Genomic DNA, 18,906 nt, shown 5'->3' with positions numbered 1-18,906 from the left:
CGGCCACCTTAGTGTCCACCGGGGTGGTGGGCCCGCCGCCGTCCCCGGTGCGTGCCCAGCCCTGCTAACGGCGTGTGGCCGCGATTCGGCGGTTCGGACCCGGCTGACGGGCCGGAGCAGGCGGGCGGGCAGCGGGCATGGGGCGCGAGGGATCCAGCGCGGACATGGCGCGCGAGAAGTCGTGGACGGAGTCCATCGGCTCGCGTCGACCGGTCGCGGAACCGCCGGCGAGGTTGGTGACGAACCAACCTGCGGCGACCAACAGGATCAGGGCAATGAGGGCGGACATGGTCCGTTCATCATACGGGGCGTGCGTTGAACGCACGCTGTGCTACCCCCTGTCCGGTGGTCCGAGGCATCTGAACGTTCCTCAGTCGGTGCCCGGCCAGTGGTGGCCCCCCTCGGCCCAGTGCTCCTTCTTCCAGATCGGCACCGTCGCCTTGAGCGTGTCGATCAGGTAGCGGCCGGCCTCGAAAGCCGTGTCGCGGTGGGGACTCGACACGCCCACGACCACGGCCAGGTCGCTGATGGCCAACGAGCCGATCCGGTGCTCGGCCCAGATGGCCCGCACGGTCGGCCAGCGTTCGGCGACCTCCGCGACCAGCGCCGCGAGCGTGTCCTGGGCGACGCCCTCGTAGACCTCGTAGTCCAGGCCCGCCACGTCCCGGGCATCCGCATCCGGGGTCTCGTCAGGCACGGCGTGGTCCCGGACCTGGCCGGTGAAGACCACGGTCGCGCCCGACGCAGGATCGGCGACGAAGGCGTGGGCGTCGGCAACCGACAGGGGCGACGCCACGATGGCGGAGTGGATGCGGGCGGGGGTCACGAACGGCCTCCTCGGCGCAGCAGGCGCCATCCGATCAGCGCCGACACCAGCGCGGCCACGGTTCCGGCTCGCCGCAGGTCGGCGGTCTCCACGCGCACCGTGCCGATCGAGACGGTGCCCTGCCGGGACTCCGCGAACGCCTGCAGGCAGTCACGGGTGCTGGATCGCGGGCGCCATCCGGTCTCACGGAGCCGGGTGCCGTCGACGGCCCACGGATGGGTCAGGTAGGCCAACGACTCCTCGGGTGCCGGGGCGATCCCGGCGGCCTGCCCGGCGCGCAGGATCTGGGCGAACGTGGTCTGGCCCACCGCCTGCACGGCGGTGTGCAGGGCGGCAGCCGTCTCCTCGGTGGACAACCACCCGTCGGGGGCGACGTTGTAGATGCCGGCGAGGTCGTGCTGCAGGACGTGGGCGACGGCGTCGGCAGCATCGCCGACGCGCAGCAGCTGCCACAGCGGTTGTCCGCCCGCCGGCACCAGCAGGCGCGGTGCGGCCAGCAGGTGCGACAGCGCGTTCTCCAGCTCCGGGCCGAGCACGGGCACCAGGCGCAGGACGGTGACGGCCACGTCGGGATGCGCGTCGGCCCAGTCCTCCACGAGCTCCTCCACCACCTGTCGCTGGTAGGCCCACGCGAACCCGGGGTTGGCCCGCATGGGGGCGTACTCGTCGAGCGGCACGGGGTTGTCGGCATGGGCGCCGTACACCGCCGCGGTGGACAGCACCACGAGGCGGCCGACGTCGGCCCGGGCACAGGCCTCCAGGACGTTGCGTGTTCCTCCGACGTTGTGGCCGTACAAGGCGTCGGGACCAGCGGTCAGGTCGTCGCTGAACGCGGCGTGCACGACGGCGTCGGTCCCCTCCAGCGCGAGGGGCAGCAGCCGGTCGCGCGGGTCCATGATCCGCACGTCGACGCCGCCGAGGGGCATGCTCGGGGCGGTGCCGTCGATGGCGACCACGGAGCTGTCGGTGGACAGCCGTTCGACGGCGGCGCTGCCGAGGGGGGTGGAGGACCCGATGACCGTGACGGTCCGGGGCATGGCCATGGTGTGGGAGCTCCTGTCAGCGTCGAGGGCGGCCCACGTCTACCACGGTCCGGTGCCCCCGGCCTCCCCCCGCCCTCTCGTGGGAGTGGACTGCTCACTACAGTGGCGGTATGGCCAACGACGAGTTCGACCAGGGCCCCTTCGGCTTCGACCCCGAGGCGCTGTCCAACATCCCGCTGTTCAAGGAGCTCCAGAAGCTCATGAGCTGGCAGGGCGGCCCAGTGAACTGGGACATCGCCCGACAGACGGCGGCAGGCCTTGCGGGCGAGCCGCAGCTGGCGATCGGCGTGGACGCCGACCAGGAGGCCTGGGCCGACGCGGTCCGTGTCACCGAGTCGTGGCTGGAGGGCCACACGGGCCTGCCGGCGGTGAACGGGCGGGCGCTGGCGCTGACCAGCCAGGAATGGGTGCGCCTCGCGGCCTCCGAGGGCGGCATCGCCCGGTACGTCGAGCCGATCGCGACCGGCATGCAGGAGGCGCTGGGCAAGGGCCTCGCCGACCAGCTGCCCGGCGGGATGGCCGGACTCGGCGGCCTGCAGAGCGCCATGGGCCCGATGACCGCGATGCTGACCGGCATGCAGGTGGGCACGATCGCCGGCCACCTCGCCGGTCAGCTCATGGGCGGCTACGACCTGGGCGTGCCCACCATGGAACCCGACGTGGTCGCCACGGTCGGTGACGCCGCCGGCAAGCTGGCCAAGGAGTACGGGCTGGACGTCCACGAGATGCGCTTCTGGTTGGCGCTGCGCGAGGTCGTGCACCGCCGGGTGTTCGCCGGCGTCGACTGGTTCACCGACCACCTGACCGACGAGATGGGACGCTTCGCCGCCGCCGCCGAGATCGACCCGGCCCGCCTGACCGAGCAGATGGGCGGGCTCGAGTCGCTGTCGCCGGAGATGCTGGGGGACCCCGAGGCGATGCAGCGGTTGGCCGAGCAGGCCGGAGACATGGGCCTGCAGCCCTCCCCCGCACAGCGCGAGATCATGTCCCGTGTCCAGGCGATGGTGTCGCTGGTCGCCGGCTACGCCGATGTGATGGTGTCGCGGGCAGGCGAGGGCAAGCTCTCCTCCCTTGCACGCATCGAGGAGGTCACCCGTCGACGGCGTGCCGAGGCGGGCACCGGCGAGCGGTTCCTCACCCAGCTGATCGGCCTGGACCTTCGTCCCTCCGACACCGAGCAGGGCCGTCGGTTCTGCGAGGCGGTGCTGACCGCCCGCGGCGTGCCCGGCCTGGATGCGGTGTGGCGCGATCCCGCCCATCTGCCGTCCCCCGCGGAGATCGCCGACCCCAGCCGGTGGCTGCTTCGCCTGGCGGCGGAAGAGGCCGACGAAGGCGTCGCCCCGGCCACCGACGACCTTCCGGCGGCCGACGTCGAGATCCCCGACGACCTCGGTGGCCTGGACCTCTGACACGCCCCGGACCGCACGTTCCGCGGGCCGCAGGAGCAGAACCCTCGACCGTTGGTCGAGGGTTCGTCAATCCACAGCAACTTTGTTTTCCACACGGGCGTTTCCGCAGGTCAGCGCCGTTCGGGTGAAGTTTTCCACCGGTTGTCCACAGTTGTCCCCACGCTCCTGATTCGCGTTCGTGCAGGTCAGCGGCCCAGCCCTCGACCATCGGTCGAGGGGGTGTGGACAAGGTCGATTGACGGCCATCCAGGACACCCGTACCGTGTCCGACACGCGAGCGGCCTCGAGGCACAGCCGGGCCGTCCTCCAAGGGGAAGGGAGGACGGATCCAGGCACCTCGGGGCCGTTTGCTGTCCGATCACGGAGCGCTCCCGAGCCCCTTGCCCGGTTTGGCATCCGCAGGCTACCGACCGGTAACCTGCCGACATCCCGACCTCGAGCGCCCGGGTTCCGGGCGGCGAAGGAGAGCCCCTCATGACCTCCGCCATGCACGATCTTCTGAACGTGGCGCTGTCCCCCGATGCCACACCCGAGGACATCGCCAACACTCCCCTTCCCGAGTCGATGCGCGCGGCGGTCGTCCGCGCGGACGAGGTCGACATGTTCGACGGCGTCGACTCCGCCGACAAGGACCCGCGCAAGTCGCTCCACGTCGACGAGGTCGACCTGCCGCCGCTGGGGCCCAACGAGGTGCTCATCGCCCCGATGGCCTCCGCGCTGAACTTCAACACCGTGTGGACCTCCATCTTCGAGCCGATGTCGACCTTCGGGTTCCTCAAGCGGTTCGCCCGCGAGGGAGAGCTCGGCGCACGCCATGACCTGCCGTACCACATCGTCGGTTCCGACGCGGCTGGTGTGGTCCTGCGCACCGGCCCCGGCGTCACCCGCTGGCAGCCCGGCGACCGCGTCACCGTCCACTGCAACTACGTGGACATGGAGGGCCCCGAGGGCCACGACGACTCCATGATCGACGACCGGCAGCGGATCTGGGGCTTCGAGACCAACTTCGGCAGCATGGCCGAGGTGTCGATGGTCAAGGCCAACCAGCTGATGCCGATGCCCACCCACCTGACGTGGGAGGAAGCCGGCTCGTTGGGCCTCACGCTGGCGACCAGCTACCGCATGCTCGTCTCGCAGAACGCCGGCGGCATGAAGCAGGGCGACACCGTGCTGATCTGGGGCGCCACCGGCGGCCTCGGCGGGTTCGCCGTGCAGCTGGTTCGCAACGGCGGCGGCATCCCGATCTGTGTGGTGTCCTCCCCCGACAAGGTCGAGCTGCTCAACGACCTCGGCGTGGACACCGTCATCGACCGCAAGGCCGAGGGGTACCAGTTCTGGGACGGCGACACGCAGCGTCCCGACGAGTGGAAGCGGTTCGGCAAGAAGATCCGCGAGTTCACCGGCGGTCGCGACGTCGACATGGTCTTCGAGCACCCGGGGCGCGCCACCTTCGGCGCCAGCGTGTTCGTCACCCGGAAGGGCGGCAAGATCATCACCTGCGCCTCGACGTCGGGCTACATGCACGAGTACGACAACCGGTACCTGTGGATGAACCTCAAGTCGATCGTGTCCAGCCACTTCGCCAACTACAAGGAGGCGTGGGAGGCCAACCGCCTGGTCGACCTGGGCATGATCCACCCCATCCTGACCCGCACCTACAACCTCGACGAGGCTGCCGAGGGTGCGTGGGCGATGCACACCAACGCCCACACCGGGAAGCTCGGCGTGCTCGTCAACGCCCGCCAGGAGGGCGAAGGCGTCCAGGACACCGCCAAGCGCGAGGCGATCATCGACGACCTCAACGCCTGGAAGACCCTCCAGTAAGACGGCCCTGAATGGCATCCGGCCACAATTGTGGCTGGCGGAGCACGGGTGCACCCGGGACCACAATCGTCGTGAGATGCCAATGACGTGAACGCGTCATTTGGCCACGATTGTGGCGAGGGGTGCACCGATGCACCGGAGACCACAATTGTCGGCAACGACCAATTTCGGGGACGGCGGCGGTGCCGAGCCTGCTCGGCAGGCTCGGTCCACCCCTACTCGTCGGGGAGGATCGGGTCGACGCAGGTGAGGGGCTCGAGGGGGGTGCCGGTGGTCGGGTCGACGGCCACGCCGGCGGTCTCGGTGATGACCGTGGATCGCCAGACCGGCGGCGTGGTCCAGGTCGAGCCGTCCCAGGCGGCGGGGGCGCCGGTGGCGTAGACGACGGCGACGACCGGCTGGCCGCCGGCGTCGCACGACGCCAGGGCGTCGGCCGCCGCGGCGCCGAGGTCGGCGGGTTCGAGGAGTCCCTCGGGCACCGGCGGCAGCTCGGCCACCGCGGCGTCGGGCAGCTCGGGCAGGCCGAGGCCCTCGAGCCTCGGCCGCTCGACCCGCAGGCGGTCGGGATCTGCCCGGACGGTCATCATGCGGTCGGCGTCGGCGGCCACGTAGGTGGCACGCAGCCGGTCCCACATGCCGGTCGGCGTCAGCCACACCGTCATGTCGGCCAGGACCGGGTCGTCCTGCCACGTCAGCGCCTCGGGGCCCGCGAAGGCCCGCAGGCCCGCCAGCGTGGCCGGGAAGTCCTCGTCGGGATTGCCGAGCAGCTCCTCGGCCTCCGTCGCAGACGGGTCGCCGGTCGGCTGCAGGTTCTCCTGGCGGTCGACCAACTGGCAGCCGGACAGGGCGAGCACCAGCACGATGCCCAGCAGCCCCACGCGCAGCACTGACCGGTTCCTGGACCCGCTCACCGCAGCTCGCCCTCGGCAAGGCTGGGCTGGATCAGCCGACCGGTGTCGACACCCATGGCCGGCAGCAGCAGGCAGACGGTGGAGGGGCGCTGGACCTTGATGCGCCCACCCTCGGCCTGGACCAACGACTTGGCCAGGCGCAGGCCACGGCCCGGGACGGACTCCTCGGCGAACCCCTCGCCCTCGTCGGTCACGCACAGGCGTACCCATCCGCGTTCGGGGACCAGCGGCGACTCGACGCTCGTCACGGTGACGCTGATCGTGCCCTCGCCGTGCTCCAGCGCGTTGTCGAGCAGCACCTGCAGGCACTGCCCGATGGCCGCCGACCGCCCCCGCACCAGCGGTACCGGGTCGGCGGACACCTCAACACGACGGTCCTCGGCCTGGGCCAGCGCCCGCCACGACTCGACCCGTTCCTCCACCAGGGTGGCCAGCTGGATGTGCTCGTCGCCCATCGGCACGTCGGCCAGGGCCAGCAGCTCCTCGATCGTGGACTCCAGCCGGTCGGCCTCGCTGAACGCCGCACCCAGCAGCGCCTCGTCGGCGCCGGCCAGCTGAAGGGCCTCCAGGTCCAGGCGGAGGGCAGTCAGCGGGGTGCGCAGCTGGTGGCTCGCGTCGGCGCCGAAGGACTTGCTCCGCTCGACCAGGATCCCGAGGCGTTCGGCGGTGATGTTGAGGGCGGCGGCCAGCTGGTCGGACTCGGGGATGCCGCTGGCCATCGCCCGTGCGGAGAAGTCGCCCTCCCCCAGCGCCGTGGCCGCCTCCGCGAGGTCCTCCAGGGGGGTGGCGATCCGGCGAGCGACCATCAGGCCCACGAAGCCCGCGATGCCCAACGAGGTGATCGCCAGCCCGCCGATCGACAGCCACGCCGCCGACAACGAGGACCGCAGCTCGTCGTCGGGGGCGATGGCCCGCAACACCTGCGGGACGCCCGCGATGCGCAGCGGGACCGACACCGCCAGGACCCCGTCGCGGCCGGCCCGGCCGAGCTCGCCGTCGAACGCCGCGTCGAGGTCGTCGGTGAAGTCGACCTCCTCGTTGGCCATCTCCCCGGTGTCCTCGGTCAGCAGGAAGCCCACCCGGCTGCCGTCACGGATGACCCGGTCGAAGACCTGGAAGCGCACGTCGAACTGGCCGGCGAGGTCGTGCAGCAGGTCCCGCCGCTCGGTGCCCGACAGCTGCTGCTGGTTGAACAGCACCTGCACCTGTTCGGCCTGGCGCTGCAGGGTCTCGAAGGCCTGGGTCGTCAGCACGCCCCGCACGGCGACCGCCAGGGGCAGGCCGAGCAGCAGCACCCCGATGGCAACGGTACCGACGGTCGCGACGAGCAGACGTTTTCGCACGCGCGGGCCTGTCTAGGAGTCGGTCTCGAACCGCAGCCCGACGCCACGGACGGTGGTGAGGTACTTGGGGGCCGACGCGTCGTCGCCGAGCTTGCGTCGCAGCCATGACACGTGCATGTCGACGGTCTTGGTGGACCCGAACCAGTTGGTCTCCCACACCTCGCGCATGATGTCCTCGCGGGTGACGACGGTGCCGGCCTGGCGGACGAGCATGGCCAGCAGGTCGAACTCCTTGGGTGTCAGGTCGAGCTCGTGGTCGCCGCGCCAGGCCCGGCGGGCAGCGACGTCGACACGGACGTCCATCGCGGCGTACTCCTCCTCCACCGGGGCGCCCTGGCTGGACTGGGCACGGCGGACGAGGGCGCGCAGGCGCGCGAGCAGCTCGGCGAGGCGGAACGGCTTGGTGACGTAGTCATCGGCGCCCGCATCGAGGCCGACGACCACGTCGGCCTCGCTGGTCCGGGCGGTCAGCATCAGGACCGGGACACCGGGGTGCGCATCGTGCAGTCGCCGGCAGACCTCGACCCCGTCGATGTCGGGCAGGCCCAGGTCCAGGACGACGGCCGCGAGCTCGTCGTGGGCAAGCGCCAACGCCTCGCGTCCGGTGGCCACGCGGGTGACGGCGTAGCCACCCCCGCCGAGCGCTGCGGCCAGCGGGTTGGCGATGCCGTCGTCGTCCTCGACGAGCAGGACCTTCTGCAGTTCGCTGTCGGGCTGGCCGCTCACGCGGACTCCTTGGTCGTTGCTTCCCGTCGAGTGTGCCGGGCCGTCCAAGGGTGCCGTTCGGTCACCGGGCAGACGGGCCCTTTACGGAATGTTTGCCGCTCACCGGGCCCTGCAGGAGGAACCGACTACTACCGTCGACCTCGGTCGACACCATGATGTCTCGGCCGATTCGGTTCGTGCGACGGACCACGAGTGTGGCAGAGCGCCCACCCGAGCACACTGCACGATGGACCGCGTCGGCGCGGATGCACTGCGACCGACGAACCCGAGAGAGGACCCGCGGCGTGAACTCCACATGGCTCGACGACGACGAGTGGACCGGCGGCGAACGGCGCCCGGCCGATCGCTCCGGTGCCGATGCTGGTGTGCCCGGACCCCCCGCACAGCCCGACGATTCGCCGAACACCGACGATGGACCAGCGGCCGAGCCGACCGCCCAGCAGACGCCGCCGGACCACGACGGCGGTGCGTGGCCGGCAGCGGCATCGTCTCCCTGGGTGCAGTCCGGTTCATGGGGTGCCCCGGGAGGATCATCCTCGGGACAGACGGGCTGGGGTGCGCCTGCACCCGCCCCGACCTGGCAGCCCGCGCCACCCGCGCCGCAGGGATACCCCTCACATCCAGGGCAGCCCGGTCAGCCCCTTCAGCCCGGCCAGCCCCTCCAGACCACCCCGACGGCCACGCCGCCCACCGACCCCACCACCCCACCCCCGGTGGGCGGCGACTGGCCCTCCGCACCGGAGCCCACCGACGGTTCCGCGTCCCAGCCGCCGACCGACCCGTCCCACGACAGCGACCTCGCCCGCGACGTCACCGCTGACGACCGCGGTTCCCGTGACGACACGGCCGGCCGGGGCACCGGGCGCACCGCCGTCGTGGCCGCGCTCGTGGGGGCGCTGGTGGCCGTGGCGGTCGCGGTGCCGACCACGCTGGCCCTGGCCCCCGACGCGGCGGACCAGGCGGCCAACGCACCGGTCACCCCGATCAACGCCCCCCAGGACACCCCGCAGGACGAGACGCCGGTGGCGCCCGCTGCCCCGCCGGCGAGCATGACCACCGACACCGTCGCCGACGTCGCCGAAGCGCTGCTGCCGTCCGTCGCGGTCGTGGAGACCAACACCGGTTCCGGCTCGGCCGTGGTCTACCGGGCCGACGGCTTCCTGATCACCAACAACCATGTCATCGCGGGGGCTCGCGACGTCCGGGTGCGGCTGACCGACGGCCGTACGCGTGACGCGACGGTGGTCGGCACCGCGGCCAGCTTCGACCTCGCCGTGCTGCAGATCGACGCCGACGACCTGATGGTGCCGGAGTACGCCGACGGCGACCCGCGCGTCGGCGAGACCGCCATCGCGATCGGGGCGCCGTTCGGCTTCGACTCCACCGTCACCTCGGGCATCGTCTCCGCGCTCGGCCGGACCCTGTCGGATCCGATCAGCAACGTCAGCCTCGTCGACCTCGTGCAGACCGACGCCGCCATCAACCCCGGCAACTCGGGTGGGGCGCTGGTGAACGCGGCCGGCCAGGTCATCGGCATCAACACCGCCATCGTCGGCGGTGGGACCAACGACGGCGTGGGCTTCGCGGTCCCCACGTCCACGGTCCTCCGGGTTGCCGACCAGCTGATCGAGCAGGGCTTCTTCGAGTACGCGCTGCTCGGGGTGACCGGTGGCGACCTGCAGCCTGCACAGGCCGAGGAGCTGGGCCTGGAGACCACCAACGGTGCCTACATCGGCGAGGTCGTGCCCGACAGCGCCGCCGACGACGCCGGCATCGTGCCCGGTGACGTGGTGGTCGCCATCGACGGCGACGACGTCACGTCGATGTCGGACCTGTCAGCCGCGATCCGCGGATACGGCCCCGACGACGTCGTGACGGTCACCCTCTACGGCGCCGACGGCCGGACTCGAGAGGTCGAGGTCACCCTCGGCGGGGTCCGCACCAACGACTGACGCGTCCCGGTCCCACTCGGGCAGGGCCTCCATGGTCGGGGGGATGCCAGCCCGGACCAGGGCGCCGCGCAACAAGCGGCGCAGGACCGGATCGGTCGCCCCGCGGCCCTCCTGCATCGCGGCCTCGTCCCACGCGACGATCAGGTGGTTGAGGTCCTGGCTGGACAGCTCGGGCAGCAGGTCCAGCATCCGCAGGTCCACGGTCCTCGCACCCTGATCGGGATCGACCGGGGTCCCCAGCGCACGCACGACGTTGCTGACCAGGCAGCCTCCGGCCCCGTCCTCCCACGACCCGGCCGCCAACGGCAGGTCCTCGCGGTCGGCGATGGTGACCAGCGCCCGCTGCGCCCCGGGCGGCAGCGTCGTGATCGCGGCGGCGAGCCGGGCCTCCGGCCCGACCTCGGCATGGACCCTGACGCTGCGTCGCATCGCTGACCTCTCCGACGGGGAGGTCCACGCTACTCCTGTCGGGTGCTGCGTCGCTCGGGTCCTCGGGACCTCGCCCGGTACTCTCGGCGGCTCGATGAGCACCCACGAACCCTCCACCACCGATGATCCGTCCGGCGAGGCCGCCGGCTTCGCGGTCCGCGTGACCGCCGACCGCATCCTCTGCGGGATCGACGACGGCGGGGAGAAGCGGTCGCGCGGCGGCATCCTCATCCCCGCCACGGCCCAGTCGAAGGACCGCCACGGTGTGTGGGCCGAGGTCATGGAGGTCGGACCGCTCGTGCGCTCGGCATCGACGGGCGACAAGGTCCTGTTCCTGCCCGACGCCGCCATCGAGGTCGACATCCACGGCAAGGACTACATCATCATCCGCGAACGAGACGTGCACGCCATCGCGTCCGCCGAACGCGACGCCAGCGGCACCGGGCTGTACCTCTAGCCCTGCGTTGCCCCCAGCCCTGCGTCGCCTCCAGCCCTGCGGTCGCTGGAGAATGACACGAGGCCGCCCCGGTCGGGACGGCCTCGTCGACGTCCGAGTCTCCCTACTCCACGCAGTCGACCGGCTTGACGGCGTTGACCGCGGCGCAGACCAGGTCCTCGGCACAGCCGAACTCCGTCTGGGTGCAGCTGGCGCTTGCGGCGACGGGCAGGCCGAGGGTCAGCAGGGACACAGCGGCGACGAGGGCCGCGAGACGAGCACGCATGGGGTTCTCCTTGGGTTCCGGGGGTGGATGACACAGCCCTGTTGCCCATCCACACCCGATCTCCTGCTCCGATCGTCGGAGTTCTTGGTCTCGCCCCCGAAGACCCTTCGCCGGAACGGGCAGTCGGCCTAGGCTGCGGTGCTCCCGACCTCGTCGACACCGAAGGCACCTCCCATGGCGGCACCAAGCGCGTCCTACGCCATCATCCTCCGCGTCCGCATGGACCACGACACCACGGCCCTCGGGCGGGTGACGACCGCCGTCGGCGAAGCCGGCGGGGCGGTCACCGGCGTGGACATCGTCGAGTCCCACCCCGACGGCATGACGGCCGACATCACCGCCAACGCCGGCGACGTCGAGCACGCCAACACCATCCGGGACGCCGTCAACGCCGTCGACGGCGCGACGGTCCACAAGATCTCCGACCGGACCTTCCTCATCCACCTCGGCGGCAAGATGGAGATCCGGTCCAAGGTCGGGCTGCGCACCCGTGACGACCTGTCTCGCGCCTACACGCCGGGCGTCGCGCGGGTCTGCATGGCCATCCACGACAAGCCCGAGGACGCCTGGCGGCTGACGATCAAGCGCAACACCGTCGCCGTGGTCACCGACGGATCGGCGGTGCTGGGGTTGGGCAACATCGGCCCGGAAGCCGCCATGCCGGTGATGGAGGGCAAAGCGGTGCTGTTCAAGGAGTTCGGTGGGGTCGACGCGTGGCCGGTGTGCCTGGCCACCCAGGACCCCGACGAGATCGTCAAGGTCGTCCAGGCCCTCGCACCCACCTACGGCGGGATCAACCTGGAGGACATCGCCGCCCCCGGCTGCTTCGAGATCGAACGTCGCCTGCGCGAGACCCTGGACATCCCGGTCTTCCACGACGACCAGCACGGCACCGCCATCGTCACGCTTGCGGCGTTGACCAACGCCCTGCGCGTGGTCGGCAAGCGCCTGGGGGACGTGCGCATCACCATGACCGGGGCGGGCGCAGCCGGGGTGGCCATCCTGAAGATCCTGCAGGACGCCGGTGCCACCAACATCGTCATCTGCGACCGTGACGGCGCCATCCACAAGGGCGTGCCGGAGGTCGACGACTCCAAGCAGTGGCTGCAGGCCAACACCAACCCCGAGCAGCGTTCCGGTTCGGTCAGCGAGGTGATCGCCGGCAGCGACGTGTTCATCGGGGTCAGCGGACCGGGGGTGCTGACCGAGGACGACGTCGCGTCGATGGCCGACGACGCGATCGTGTTCGCCATGGCCAACCCGGAGCCCGAGATCGATCCGGCGATCGCCGCGCGTCACGCCAGGGTCGTGGCCACGGGTCGCAGCGACTATCCCAACCAGATCAACAACGTCCTGGCCTTCCCGGGGGTCTTCCGCGGCGCCCTGAACGCCAAGGCGCGCGACATCACCGAGGAGATGAAGGTGGCCGCCGCGCACGCCATCGCCAACGTCGTGTCAGCCGACGAGCTGCACGCCAACTACATCGTCCCGAGCGTCTTCAACGCCGAGGTGGCCCCGGCCGTGGCTGCGGCGGTCGAACGGGTGGCTGCGAACGACGCCAGCTGACCCGGGTGGCCGCCGCGTGGCGGCCAGCCCTTCAGGCGGCTGCGGTTGCGGCCGTCTCCTGGATGGTCTCGACACGGAGGTCCGGCGCGCCCGTCAGCCGGCCACTCTCGTAGCCCATGGCCATCGCCGTGCGACCGCCGAGCCCGGCAACCCGCTCGATCTCCGACCACGCGGCGACGGCCTCGGTCGGGATGGTGGTGGCCAGGCGCCCCTCGGTACGAAGCTCGTTGGCCCACACGAGGACCGCGGACATGCCGTAGACGATGTGCTGCAGCATGCCGGGGTCGCGAACGGGCAGGAGCACGGTCGCACCGGACGCGTCCTCGACCGCGACCGCGAGGTCGCCCATCCAGTCGCCGAGCCCCGTGCCGCCACCATCGAGCAGGTCGTCGGCGCTGACCGACAGCAGCCCGGCCATCTTGAGGACCTGGGTCTCGCCACGCACCGCGTCGAGCGTCTCGTGCAGGCATGTCGCATGGGCGGTGGGGACTGGGATCGTGGTGGGCATCGCGGGACGACCTTCCGACCCGCGCGAGCGGGTCACTGATGGGGCGTCCATTGCCCGTACTTCGTCGACCGCCGGTCCTTGGCGATCCTCTTGCCTGCCACATCGGCACGAGGGCGCGATTACCTTAGGCGTTTCCGGCCGACGCTCTGCAAGGGCACCGCGAGTCACTGGCTGGAGTCACGGCTGGTCGCTCCTGCGGGGGGACGGCACCGGGGCGCTACCCTGCCAGCACGACCCGACCCCGACGCGACCGAAGGCCCATGGGACTGCCCGTTTCCCGCCGCAAGAACGTGACCTATGTCAACGGCCGACGCATCCGCCTGCCCGATGTGCCCGGGCTGCGTCACGAACGCCGCCACTGGGACGACGGGCAGGTGGTCGCCGGTGTCGACGAGGTGGGGCGCGGCGCCTGGGCGGGGCCAGTCACCTACGCGGCCGTCGTCCTGCCGACCGACCGGCGCATGTACAAGCTGCGCGACTCCAAGCAGCTGGACCACGCACGGCGCGAGGAGCTGCACGACCGCGTCATGGACTTCGCCCTGGGGGTGTCGATCGCCTCGGCCTCCAACGACGAGATCGACGAGCTGGGGATGAGCGCGGCGATGCAGCTGGCCGCGAGGCGGGCCGTCGAGGGCCTGTCCCTCACCCCGGACGTGTTGCTCCTCGACGGCAACTGGGACTTCCTCGCGGGACTCGGCACCCACAACGAGCTGATCGTCCACGGCGACGCCCACTCCGCGTCGATCGCCGCCGCCTCGATCGTGGCCAAGGTGACCCGTGACCGGCAGATGGTCGACCACTCGCCGATCCATCCGCCCTACGCCTTCCACTCCAACAAGGGGTACCCCTCCCCTGCCCATCGACGAGCGCTGCGCGAGCAGGGCCCGTGCGTCCTGCATCGCACGTCCTGGACGCCCATCGCGGAGCTGCTCGACGGTGAACCTCACTCACCCAGAGTGAGAACTGACTAGTCATTTCGGGTATGGACAACCATCCCCAATAACCATGGCGACGCGGGGAAGGGGCCGCCATGATGAAGTCTCCGGGGCCCCAGGGCGCCCCGACAGCCCGGCGGAGAGTTGACTGCGCTCTTCGCCGGGCTTCTCCCTTTTTCGGGGTCGCTCCCACCGAGGCATCGCGCAGGTGCGGGAATGCAGGGTCGCGACGCTACGTTGGGGCCGGCCAACGACGCGTTCGCCAGACAGGATCACGCACCCATGCAGCTGTTCGACACGCGCACGTCCACCACCGCTCCTTTCGTGGCCGGCGCCACCGTGCGGTTGTACGTGTGCGGCATCACCCCCTACGACTCCGCCCACCTCGGACACGCCTTCGTCTACACCGTCTTCGACGTGCTGATCAGGCGTCTCGAGGCCAAGGGCCACAAGGTCGTCTACGTCCGGAACGTGACCGATGTCGATGACGACATCCTGCGGACCTCCCGCGAACGCGGCGTGGACTACCAGGTCCTCTCGCGCAGCGAGGCAGCGGCCTTCCACGCGAACCTCACCCGGCTCGGCCTGCGCCCGCCGGACGTCATCCCCTTCGCCACCGAGGCCGTCCCGGCGATGATCCCGATGGTGTCGGGACTGCTCGAGCGGGGGGTCGCCTATGCCCTGGCCGACGGCCGGGTGTACGCCGACGTCGACGCGATGGACGACTACCTGGCGTTCTCGGGGTTGGATCGGGACGAGGCGCTGCGGCAGTTCACGGAGAAGGGCGGGGACCCCGACGCCGAGGGCAAGCGCAACAAGCTGGACTTCCTGCTGTGGCAGCCGAGCCTGCCCGACGAACCGTCGTGGGCGACCCCCTGGGGCGCCGGACGGCCGGGCTGGCACCTGGAGTGCTCGGCGATGGCCATGGAGCACCTCGGCTCGACGATCGACATCCACGGGGGCGGGAACGACCTGATCTTCCCCCACCACGAAGCCGAGATCCTGCAGTCCGAGGCGCTGACCGGGCAGGGCCCCTTCGCCCGGGTGTGGATGCACGTGGGCATGGTGGCGCTGGAGGACGTGAAGATGTCCAAGAGCCTGGGCAACCTCGTCTTCCTCGGTGACTTGCTGGACCGCTACGACCCCGACGCAGTTCGCCGCCTGATGCTGTCCAACCACTACCGGTCGGGCTGGACCTACACCGAGGCCGACATGGAGTCGGCTGCCACCGCGGTCAAGGGCTGGCACGGCGCGGCAGACGGTGACCCGTTGGCGGTCGACGGCGTGGTCGCCGCGGTGGCCGCTGCGGTGGACGACGACCTCGACACCCCGCGGGCCATCCGGCTGATCGACGACGCGGTGTCGGCTGGCAACGGGATGGCCGCCCGGGCTGCTGCCACCCAGCTCGGTTTCTTCCTCGGGGTGTGATCGGACCGGGCCCGCTGGTCCAGCCTGGACAATGGGGCTCATGGTCTCGTCGGCACCGCCGATATGGAGGTCATGAGCCCCATCACCCTGACCCCGCCCACCGCCCGCCAGCGACTCGACGCCACCCTCGCCAACCTCCACGTGATGGAGCCGCAGGATGCCGGTCTGGTCGTGGAACGCCTCCTGGCCCAGATCGCCGTCGAGGGACGGGACACCCGTCGCTTCAGCGTGCACGCGCCGCGCAGCGCCTGACCCCTCACCCAGCTGGCGTCAGGGAGCCCTGAGGCCGTCCAGCAGCAGATCGGTGACCGTATCGGTGGCGGACTGGACGTCGACCTCACCGATCATCCCGAACCCGTGGGCCAGCACGCCCACGAGGCCATGGACGGTCGACCACAACGTCAACGTCGCCATGAACGCATCGACCTGGCGGAACTCTCCCGACTCGATGCCCTGACGCACGATCGCAGCGAGCTCGAGGAGGGCTTGGTACCCCGCCAGCTCCTCTTCCGGAATGCGGGCCTTGACCGTCTCGACCGGCACCACGCCCCCGAAGAGGATGGCGTACTGCTCGGGATGCTCCATGCCGAAGCGAACGTAGGCCTTGCCCGTCGCCTTGACCTGCGCCGCCGCGCTGTCGAGCCCCTCCCGCGCCTCCCGGAGCAGCTGCGCGAACGCCTCGAACCGTCGTTGGCAGACCCCGATGAACAGGTCGTCCTTGTCGGCGAAGTGCAGGTACACCGACGTGGCGCTCACCCCCACGTCGCGAGCGACCTGGCGCAGGGACACGGCCTGGATCGACCCCCGGGTGGCCAGCTGGGCCTCCGCCGCGTCGAGCAGCTGGGCACGGAGCAGCTCGCCCTGCCCCGCGTCGGCGCGATGCCCCACGGCCCGTCGCTGCGGGGCTCCGTCGGATGTGGGAACGGCGGCGGGATCGGTCACAGGGTGGCATCCATCGGTTGTCGAGGCGGGTTCAGGACGATCTCGTCGTCGTCGAGGTCGACGTGTTCGCTGAACCCGAAGCGGTCGTGGAACCGGCGCAACGGCGCGGGGGCCCACCAGTTCGCCCCGCCGGCCAGGCGCATGAACGCCGGGACCAGGGTCGTGCGCACGACGAAGGCGTCGACGAGCACGGCCAGGGTCATGCCGAACCCGAACAGCTTCATGAAGCTGACGGACCCGGTGATGCCGAAGGACACGAAGACCACGGCGATGAGGACGGCAGCGGCGGTGACGATGCGGCCGGTGCGTTCCAGCCCCTGGGCGACCGAGCCGATCGGGTCGCCGGTGCGGTCCCACTCCTCCTTGATGCGTGACAGCAGGAACACCTCGTAGTCCATCGACAGCCCGAACGCGAGCACGAACAGCAGGATAGGCATCGTGACGGTCAACGCCCCGGTGGCGGTGAACCCCAGCGCATCCTGGAAACGTCCGTCCTGGAAGACCCACACCATCGCTCCCAGGGTCGCGGTCAGGCTGAGCAGGTTCAGGACGATCGCCTTGATCGGCATCAGCACCGACCCGAAGGACAGGAACAGCACGACGAAGGTGATGACGGCGATCAGCGCGAGGGCGAGGGGGAGGCGGTCGACCAACCCCTGCTTGGAGTCCGCCAGCTCCGCGGACGGGCCGCCGACCAGCACACCGTCGGCGGGAGCATCGACGGCGCGGACGTCGGCGACCAGCTGCTCGCCCGCGGCGGAGATCGGTTCGACGTCGGGGACGACCTGCAGGTAGGTGGCGTCGGAGGTGGCCAGCGTGGCGGCGAAGGGCAGCTCGACGGGCAGCCGGACGCCGCCGATGAAGGACCCCACGGCCGCGTCGACCCGGGCGACCCCGTCGAGGGTGCTGAGCTCCTGGGCGTACCCGCTGATGGCCGCGGCGTCGGTGCCGCGGGCGTCCACGTCGGGCACGACCACCGACAGGGCCGACTGCTCGCGGCTGTCGAACTCGGTACGCAGGACCTGGCTGACCTCTCGGGTCTCCGCGCCGGGCGGCAGCACCCGGTCGTCGGGGAAGCCGAGCTCCACGCCGAGGAAGGGGACGCCGAGCAGCAGCAGGACCAGCGTGGACACCGTGGCGATCGGCACGGGCCGACGCATGACGGTCATGGCGATGCGATGCCACACGCCGTCGGTCTCCTCGCCGGGGGCGGTGACCTTCGGACGGCGGACGGTGAGGGCGTTCACGCGGTGGCCGAGCAGGACGAGGATCGCCGGCAGGACAACGACCGCACCGACCACGGCCAGGCCGACCACGGCGATGCCGGCGTAGGCGAAGGACTTGAGGAAGGCGAACTGGAACACGAGCAGGGCGACGAGGCTGGAGGCGACGGTCAGGCCGGAGAACACCACCGTGCGGCCGGCGGTGCGGACGGTCCGGGTGACCGCCGTCGTGGGGTCGTGGCCGGCGGCGAGCTCCTCCCGGTAGCGGTTGACCACCAGCAGCGCGTAGTCGATGGCCAACCCGAGGCCGAGGGCGGTGGTGAAGTTGAGGGCGAAGATCGAGACGTCGGTCAGGCCGGCGATGAGCTCCAGCGCCAGGAACGTGCCGACGATGGAGAGGCCACCGATGGCCAGTGGGAGCATCGCAGAGACAACGGACCCGAAGATGATGATCAGCAGGATCAGCGTCAACGGCAGGGCGACGACCTCGGCGAGGACCAGGTCGGACTCGACAGTTTCGTTGACCTCGCTGAACACCGCGGACATCCCACCGACGGTGACCTCGGCCACCCCGTCGAGGTCGCGCTCGTGCAGCTCCTCCCGCAGCTCCCCGGCACGGTCGAGCCGTTCGCTCTCGTCACCGGCGAAGCGGAGGAGGACCAGCGCCCGGTCGCCGTCGGTGGAGCGCAACGGCGGGGCCGAAGCCAGCGTCCAGTAGCTCGTGGCCTGCACGACCTCGCCACGGCTCGCCAGGTCCTCGGTGAGGGCCACGCCGGCCGCGGCCACCTCGGGCGCATCGACCGAACCGTCGGCGGCGGTGACGAGCAGCACCACATCGGGGGCGCCGCCGTCGAAGGTGTCGGCGACGACCGCGGCGGCCGCCGAGGACTCCGACCCCGGGTCGTCGAAGCCGCCCGAGACCAGGGAGTCCTGGACGTCACCACCCAGCGCGCCGGCGACGACGAAGCCGACGAGGGCGAGGAGGGCGATCAGCCACGGGCGGCGGACGGACAGCGGGCTGCGTGTGGCGGGGGTGGTCGACACGATTGGTCGCTTTCGATGCGAAGTGACGGGGTCGAGTCGAAGATAACGACGTCAACTTGACGGCGTCAACATGCG

General features: G+C 71.0%; 19 protein-coding genes. 8 read left to right on the top strand and 11 right to left on the bottom strand.

The window, feature by feature from the left end; translation table 11 throughout:
• Positions 1-64: 64 nt before the first annotated feature.
• The 3 genes from DVS28_RS06325 to DVS28_RS06315 form a co-directional block, all read right to left on the bottom strand.
• Positions 65-289, bottom strand: a complete 225-nt coding sequence (locus tag DVS28_RS06325; RefSeq protein ID WP_114590707.1) for a hypothetical protein — start codon at positions 287-289, stop codon at positions 65-67.
• Between the two features lie 81 nt (positions 290-370).
• Complete coding sequence (locus DVS28_RS06320) at positions 371-826, bottom strand: molybdenum cofactor biosynthesis protein MoaE (protein ID WP_164710009.1); 456 nt, start codon at positions 824-826, stop codon at positions 371-373.
• Positions 823-1,869: an NAD-dependent epimerase/dehydratase family protein gene (locus DVS28_RS06315; RefSeq protein ID WP_114590705.1), complete on the bottom strand. Its 1,047-nt coding sequence runs from the start codon at positions 1,867-1,869 to the stop codon at positions 823-825. Before DVS28_RS06315 ends, DVS28_RS06320 begins: the two co-directional genes overlap by 4 nt.
• A 110-nt stretch (positions 1,870-1,979) precedes the next feature.
• Between DVS28_RS06315 and DVS28_RS06310 the strand changes: the two genes are divergently transcribed.
• Together DVS28_RS06310 and ccrA are read left to right on the top strand one after the other, a co-directional pair.
• The gene (locus tag DVS28_RS06310) at positions 1,980-3,278 is read left to right on the top strand and encodes a zinc-dependent metalloprotease (protein WP_114590704.1); all 1,299 of its coding nucleotides are present in this window, start codon (positions 1,980-1,982) and stop codon (positions 3,276-3,278) included.
• Between the two features lie 486 nt (positions 3,279-3,764).
• Complete coding sequence (gene ccrA, locus DVS28_RS06305; RefSeq protein ID WP_114594029.1) at positions 3,765-5,102, top strand: crotonyl-CoA carboxylase/reductase; 1,338 nt, start codon at positions 3,765-3,767, stop codon at positions 5,100-5,102.
• Between the two features lie 215 nt (positions 5,103-5,317).
• Here ccrA and DVS28_RS06300 read toward each other — a convergent pair whose 3' ends face one another.
• The 3 genes from DVS28_RS06300 to DVS28_RS06290 are packed head-to-tail and all read right to left on the bottom strand — an operon-like array spanning position 5,318 to position 8,058.
• Positions 5,318-6,013, bottom strand: a complete 696-nt coding sequence (locus DVS28_RS06300) for a hypothetical protein (protein WP_216826435.1) — start codon at positions 6,011-6,013, stop codon at positions 5,318-5,320.
• Positions 6,010-7,356, bottom strand: a complete 1,347-nt coding sequence (locus DVS28_RS06295) for a sensor histidine kinase (RefSeq protein ID WP_114590702.1) — start codon at positions 7,354-7,356, stop codon at positions 6,010-6,012. The genes DVS28_RS06300 and DVS28_RS06295 overlap by 4 nt, the downstream gene beginning before the upstream one ends.
• A 12-nt stretch (positions 7,357-7,368) precedes the next feature.
• Positions 7,369-8,058, bottom strand: coding sequence for a winged helix-turn-helix domain-containing protein (locus DVS28_RS06290; RefSeq protein WP_114594028.1), 690 nt, complete (start codon positions 8,056-8,058; stop codon positions 7,369-7,371).
• Between the two features lie 308 nt (positions 8,059-8,366).
• Here DVS28_RS06290 and DVS28_RS06285 point away from each other — a divergent pair, with 308 nt between their 5' ends.
• Positions 8,367-10,034, top strand: a complete 1,668-nt coding sequence (locus DVS28_RS06285; protein ID WP_164710008.1) for a trypsin-like peptidase domain-containing protein — start codon at positions 8,367-8,369, stop codon at positions 10,032-10,034.
• Here the strand turns inward: DVS28_RS06285 and DVS28_RS27980 are convergent.
• Positions 9,918-10,463 carry a hypothetical protein gene (locus DVS28_RS27980; RefSeq protein WP_117434560.1) on the bottom strand — a complete coding sequence of 182 codons (546 nt, stop codon included), beginning with the start codon at positions 10,461-10,463 and terminating at the stop codon, positions 9,918-9,920. The two genes, DVS28_RS06285 and DVS28_RS27980, sit on opposite strands and share 117 nt — an antisense overlap.
• A 94-nt stretch (positions 10,464-10,557) precedes the next feature.
• Between DVS28_RS27980 and DVS28_RS06280 the strand changes: the two genes are divergently transcribed.
• Positions 10,558-10,920, top strand: coding sequence for a GroES family chaperonin (locus DVS28_RS06280; RefSeq protein WP_114590700.1), 363 nt, complete (start codon positions 10,558-10,560; stop codon positions 10,918-10,920).
• A gap of 103 nt (positions 10,921-11,023) precedes the next feature.
• Here the strand turns inward: DVS28_RS06280 and DVS28_RS28215 are convergent, their stop codons facing one another.
• Entirely contained in the window at positions 11,024-11,185 is a 162-nt protein-coding gene (locus DVS28_RS28215) for a hypothetical protein (protein WP_164710007.1), read from the bottom strand.
• A 174-nt stretch (positions 11,186-11,359) separates the two neighbouring features.
• Between DVS28_RS28215 and DVS28_RS06275 the strand changes: the two genes are divergently transcribed.
• Entirely contained in the window at positions 11,360-12,751 is a 1,392-nt protein-coding gene (locus tag DVS28_RS06275) for an NAD-dependent malic enzyme (RefSeq protein WP_114590699.1), read from the top strand.
• A gap of 31 nt (positions 12,752-12,782) precedes the next feature.
• On the opposite strand, the gene DVS28_RS06270 is transcribed toward DVS28_RS06275, so the two are convergent.
• Positions 12,783-13,259 (bottom strand): hypothetical protein, encoded by a 477-nt coding sequence (locus tag DVS28_RS06270; protein ID WP_114590698.1) that lies wholly within the window; start codon positions 13,257-13,259, stop codon positions 12,783-12,785.
• 260 nt (positions 13,260-13,519) lie between these two features.
• On the opposite strand from DVS28_RS06270, the gene DVS28_RS06265 reads away from it, so the two are divergent.
• The 3 genes from DVS28_RS06265 (at position 13,520) to DVS28_RS06255 (ending at position 15,874) form a co-directional block, all read left to right on the top strand.
• The gene (locus DVS28_RS06265; RefSeq protein WP_114590697.1) at positions 13,520-14,230 is read left to right on the top strand and encodes a ribonuclease HII; all 711 of its coding nucleotides are present in this window, start codon (positions 13,520-13,522) and stop codon (positions 14,228-14,230) included.
• Positions 14,231-14,476: 246 nt separating this feature from the next.
• Complete coding sequence (gene cysS, locus DVS28_RS06260; RefSeq protein ID WP_164710006.1) at positions 14,477-15,622, top strand: cysteine--tRNA ligase; 1,146 nt, start codon at positions 14,477-14,479, stop codon at positions 15,620-15,622.
• Between the two features lie 72 nt (positions 15,623-15,694).
• Positions 15,695-15,874: a hypothetical protein gene (locus DVS28_RS06255; protein ID WP_164710005.1), complete on the top strand. Its 180-nt coding sequence runs from the start codon at positions 15,695-15,697 to the stop codon at positions 15,872-15,874.
• Positions 15,875-15,892: 18 nt separating this feature from the next.
• Here the strand turns inward: DVS28_RS06255 and DVS28_RS06250 are convergent, their stop codons facing one another.
• Both DVS28_RS06250 and DVS28_RS06245 read right to left on the bottom strand, forming a co-directional pair.
• The gene (locus tag DVS28_RS06250; protein ID WP_164710004.1) at positions 15,893-16,564 is read right to left on the bottom strand and encodes a TetR/AcrR family transcriptional regulator; all 672 of its coding nucleotides are present in this window, start codon (positions 16,562-16,564) and stop codon (positions 15,893-15,895) included.
• Positions 16,561-18,831 carry an MMPL family transporter gene (locus DVS28_RS06245; RefSeq protein WP_114590693.1) on the bottom strand — a complete coding sequence of 757 codons (2,271 nt, stop codon included), beginning with the start codon at positions 18,829-18,831 and terminating at the stop codon, positions 16,561-16,563. Before DVS28_RS06245 ends, DVS28_RS06250 begins: the two co-directional genes overlap by 4 nt.
• Positions 18,832-18,906: the final 75 nt, after the last annotated feature.

The sequence above is a fragment of the Euzebya pacifica genome, from assembly GCF_003344865.1.
Taxonomy (GTDB): domain Bacteria; phylum Actinomycetota; class Nitriliruptoria; order Euzebyales; family Euzebyaceae; genus Euzebya; species Euzebya pacifica.
This window is presented reverse-complemented; position numbering and strand designations above follow the sequence as displayed.

What these genes read in the sequence shown, in the direction of transcription:
- DVS28_RS06325 (WP_114590707.1), bottom strand. Translation starts at nt 289, where the DNA reads ATGTCCGCCCTCATTGCCCTGATCCTGTTGGTCGCCGCAGGTTGGTTC.
- DVS28_RS06315 (WP_114590705.1), bottom strand. Translation starts at nt 1,869, where the DNA reads ATGGCCATGCCCCGGACCGTCACGGTCATCGGGTCCTCCACCCCCCTC.
- DVS28_RS06310 (WP_114590704.1), top strand. Translation starts at nt 1,980, where the DNA reads ATGGCCAACGACGAGTTCGACCAGGGCCCCTTCGGCTTCGACCCCGAG.
- ccrA (WP_114594029.1), top strand. Translation starts at nt 3,765, where the DNA reads ATGCACGATCTTCTGAACGTGGCGCTGTCCCCCGATGCCACACCCGAG.
- DVS28_RS27980 (WP_117434560.1), bottom strand. Translation starts at nt 10,463, where the DNA reads ATGCGACGCAGCGTCAGGGTCCATGCCGAGGTCGGGCCGGAGGCCCGG.
- DVS28_RS06280 (WP_114590700.1), top strand. Translation starts at nt 10,558, where the DNA reads ATGAGCACCCACGAACCCTCCACCACCGATGATCCGTCCGGCGAGGCC.
- DVS28_RS28215 (WP_164710007.1), bottom strand. Translation starts at nt 11,185, where the DNA reads ATGCGTGCTCGTCTCGCGGCCCTCGTCGCCGCTGTGTCCCTGCTGACC.
- DVS28_RS06275 (WP_114590699.1), top strand. Translation starts at nt 11,360, where the DNA reads ATGGCGGCACCAAGCGCGTCCTACGCCATCATCCTCCGCGTCCGCATG.
- DVS28_RS06270 (WP_114590698.1), bottom strand. Translation starts at nt 13,259, where the DNA reads ATGCCCACCACGATCCCAGTCCCCACCGCCCATGCGACATGCCTGCAC.
- DVS28_RS06265 (WP_114590697.1), top strand. Translation starts at nt 13,520, where the DNA reads ATGGGACTGCCCGTTTCCCGCCGCAAGAACGTGACCTATGTCAACGGC.
- cysS (WP_164710006.1), top strand. Translation starts at nt 14,477, where the DNA reads ATGCAGCTGTTCGACACGCGCACGTCCACCACCGCTCCTTTCGTGGCC.
- DVS28_RS06255 (WP_164710005.1), top strand. Translation starts at nt 15,695, where the DNA reads ATGAGCCCCATCACCCTGACCCCGCCCACCGCCCGCCAGCGACTCGAC.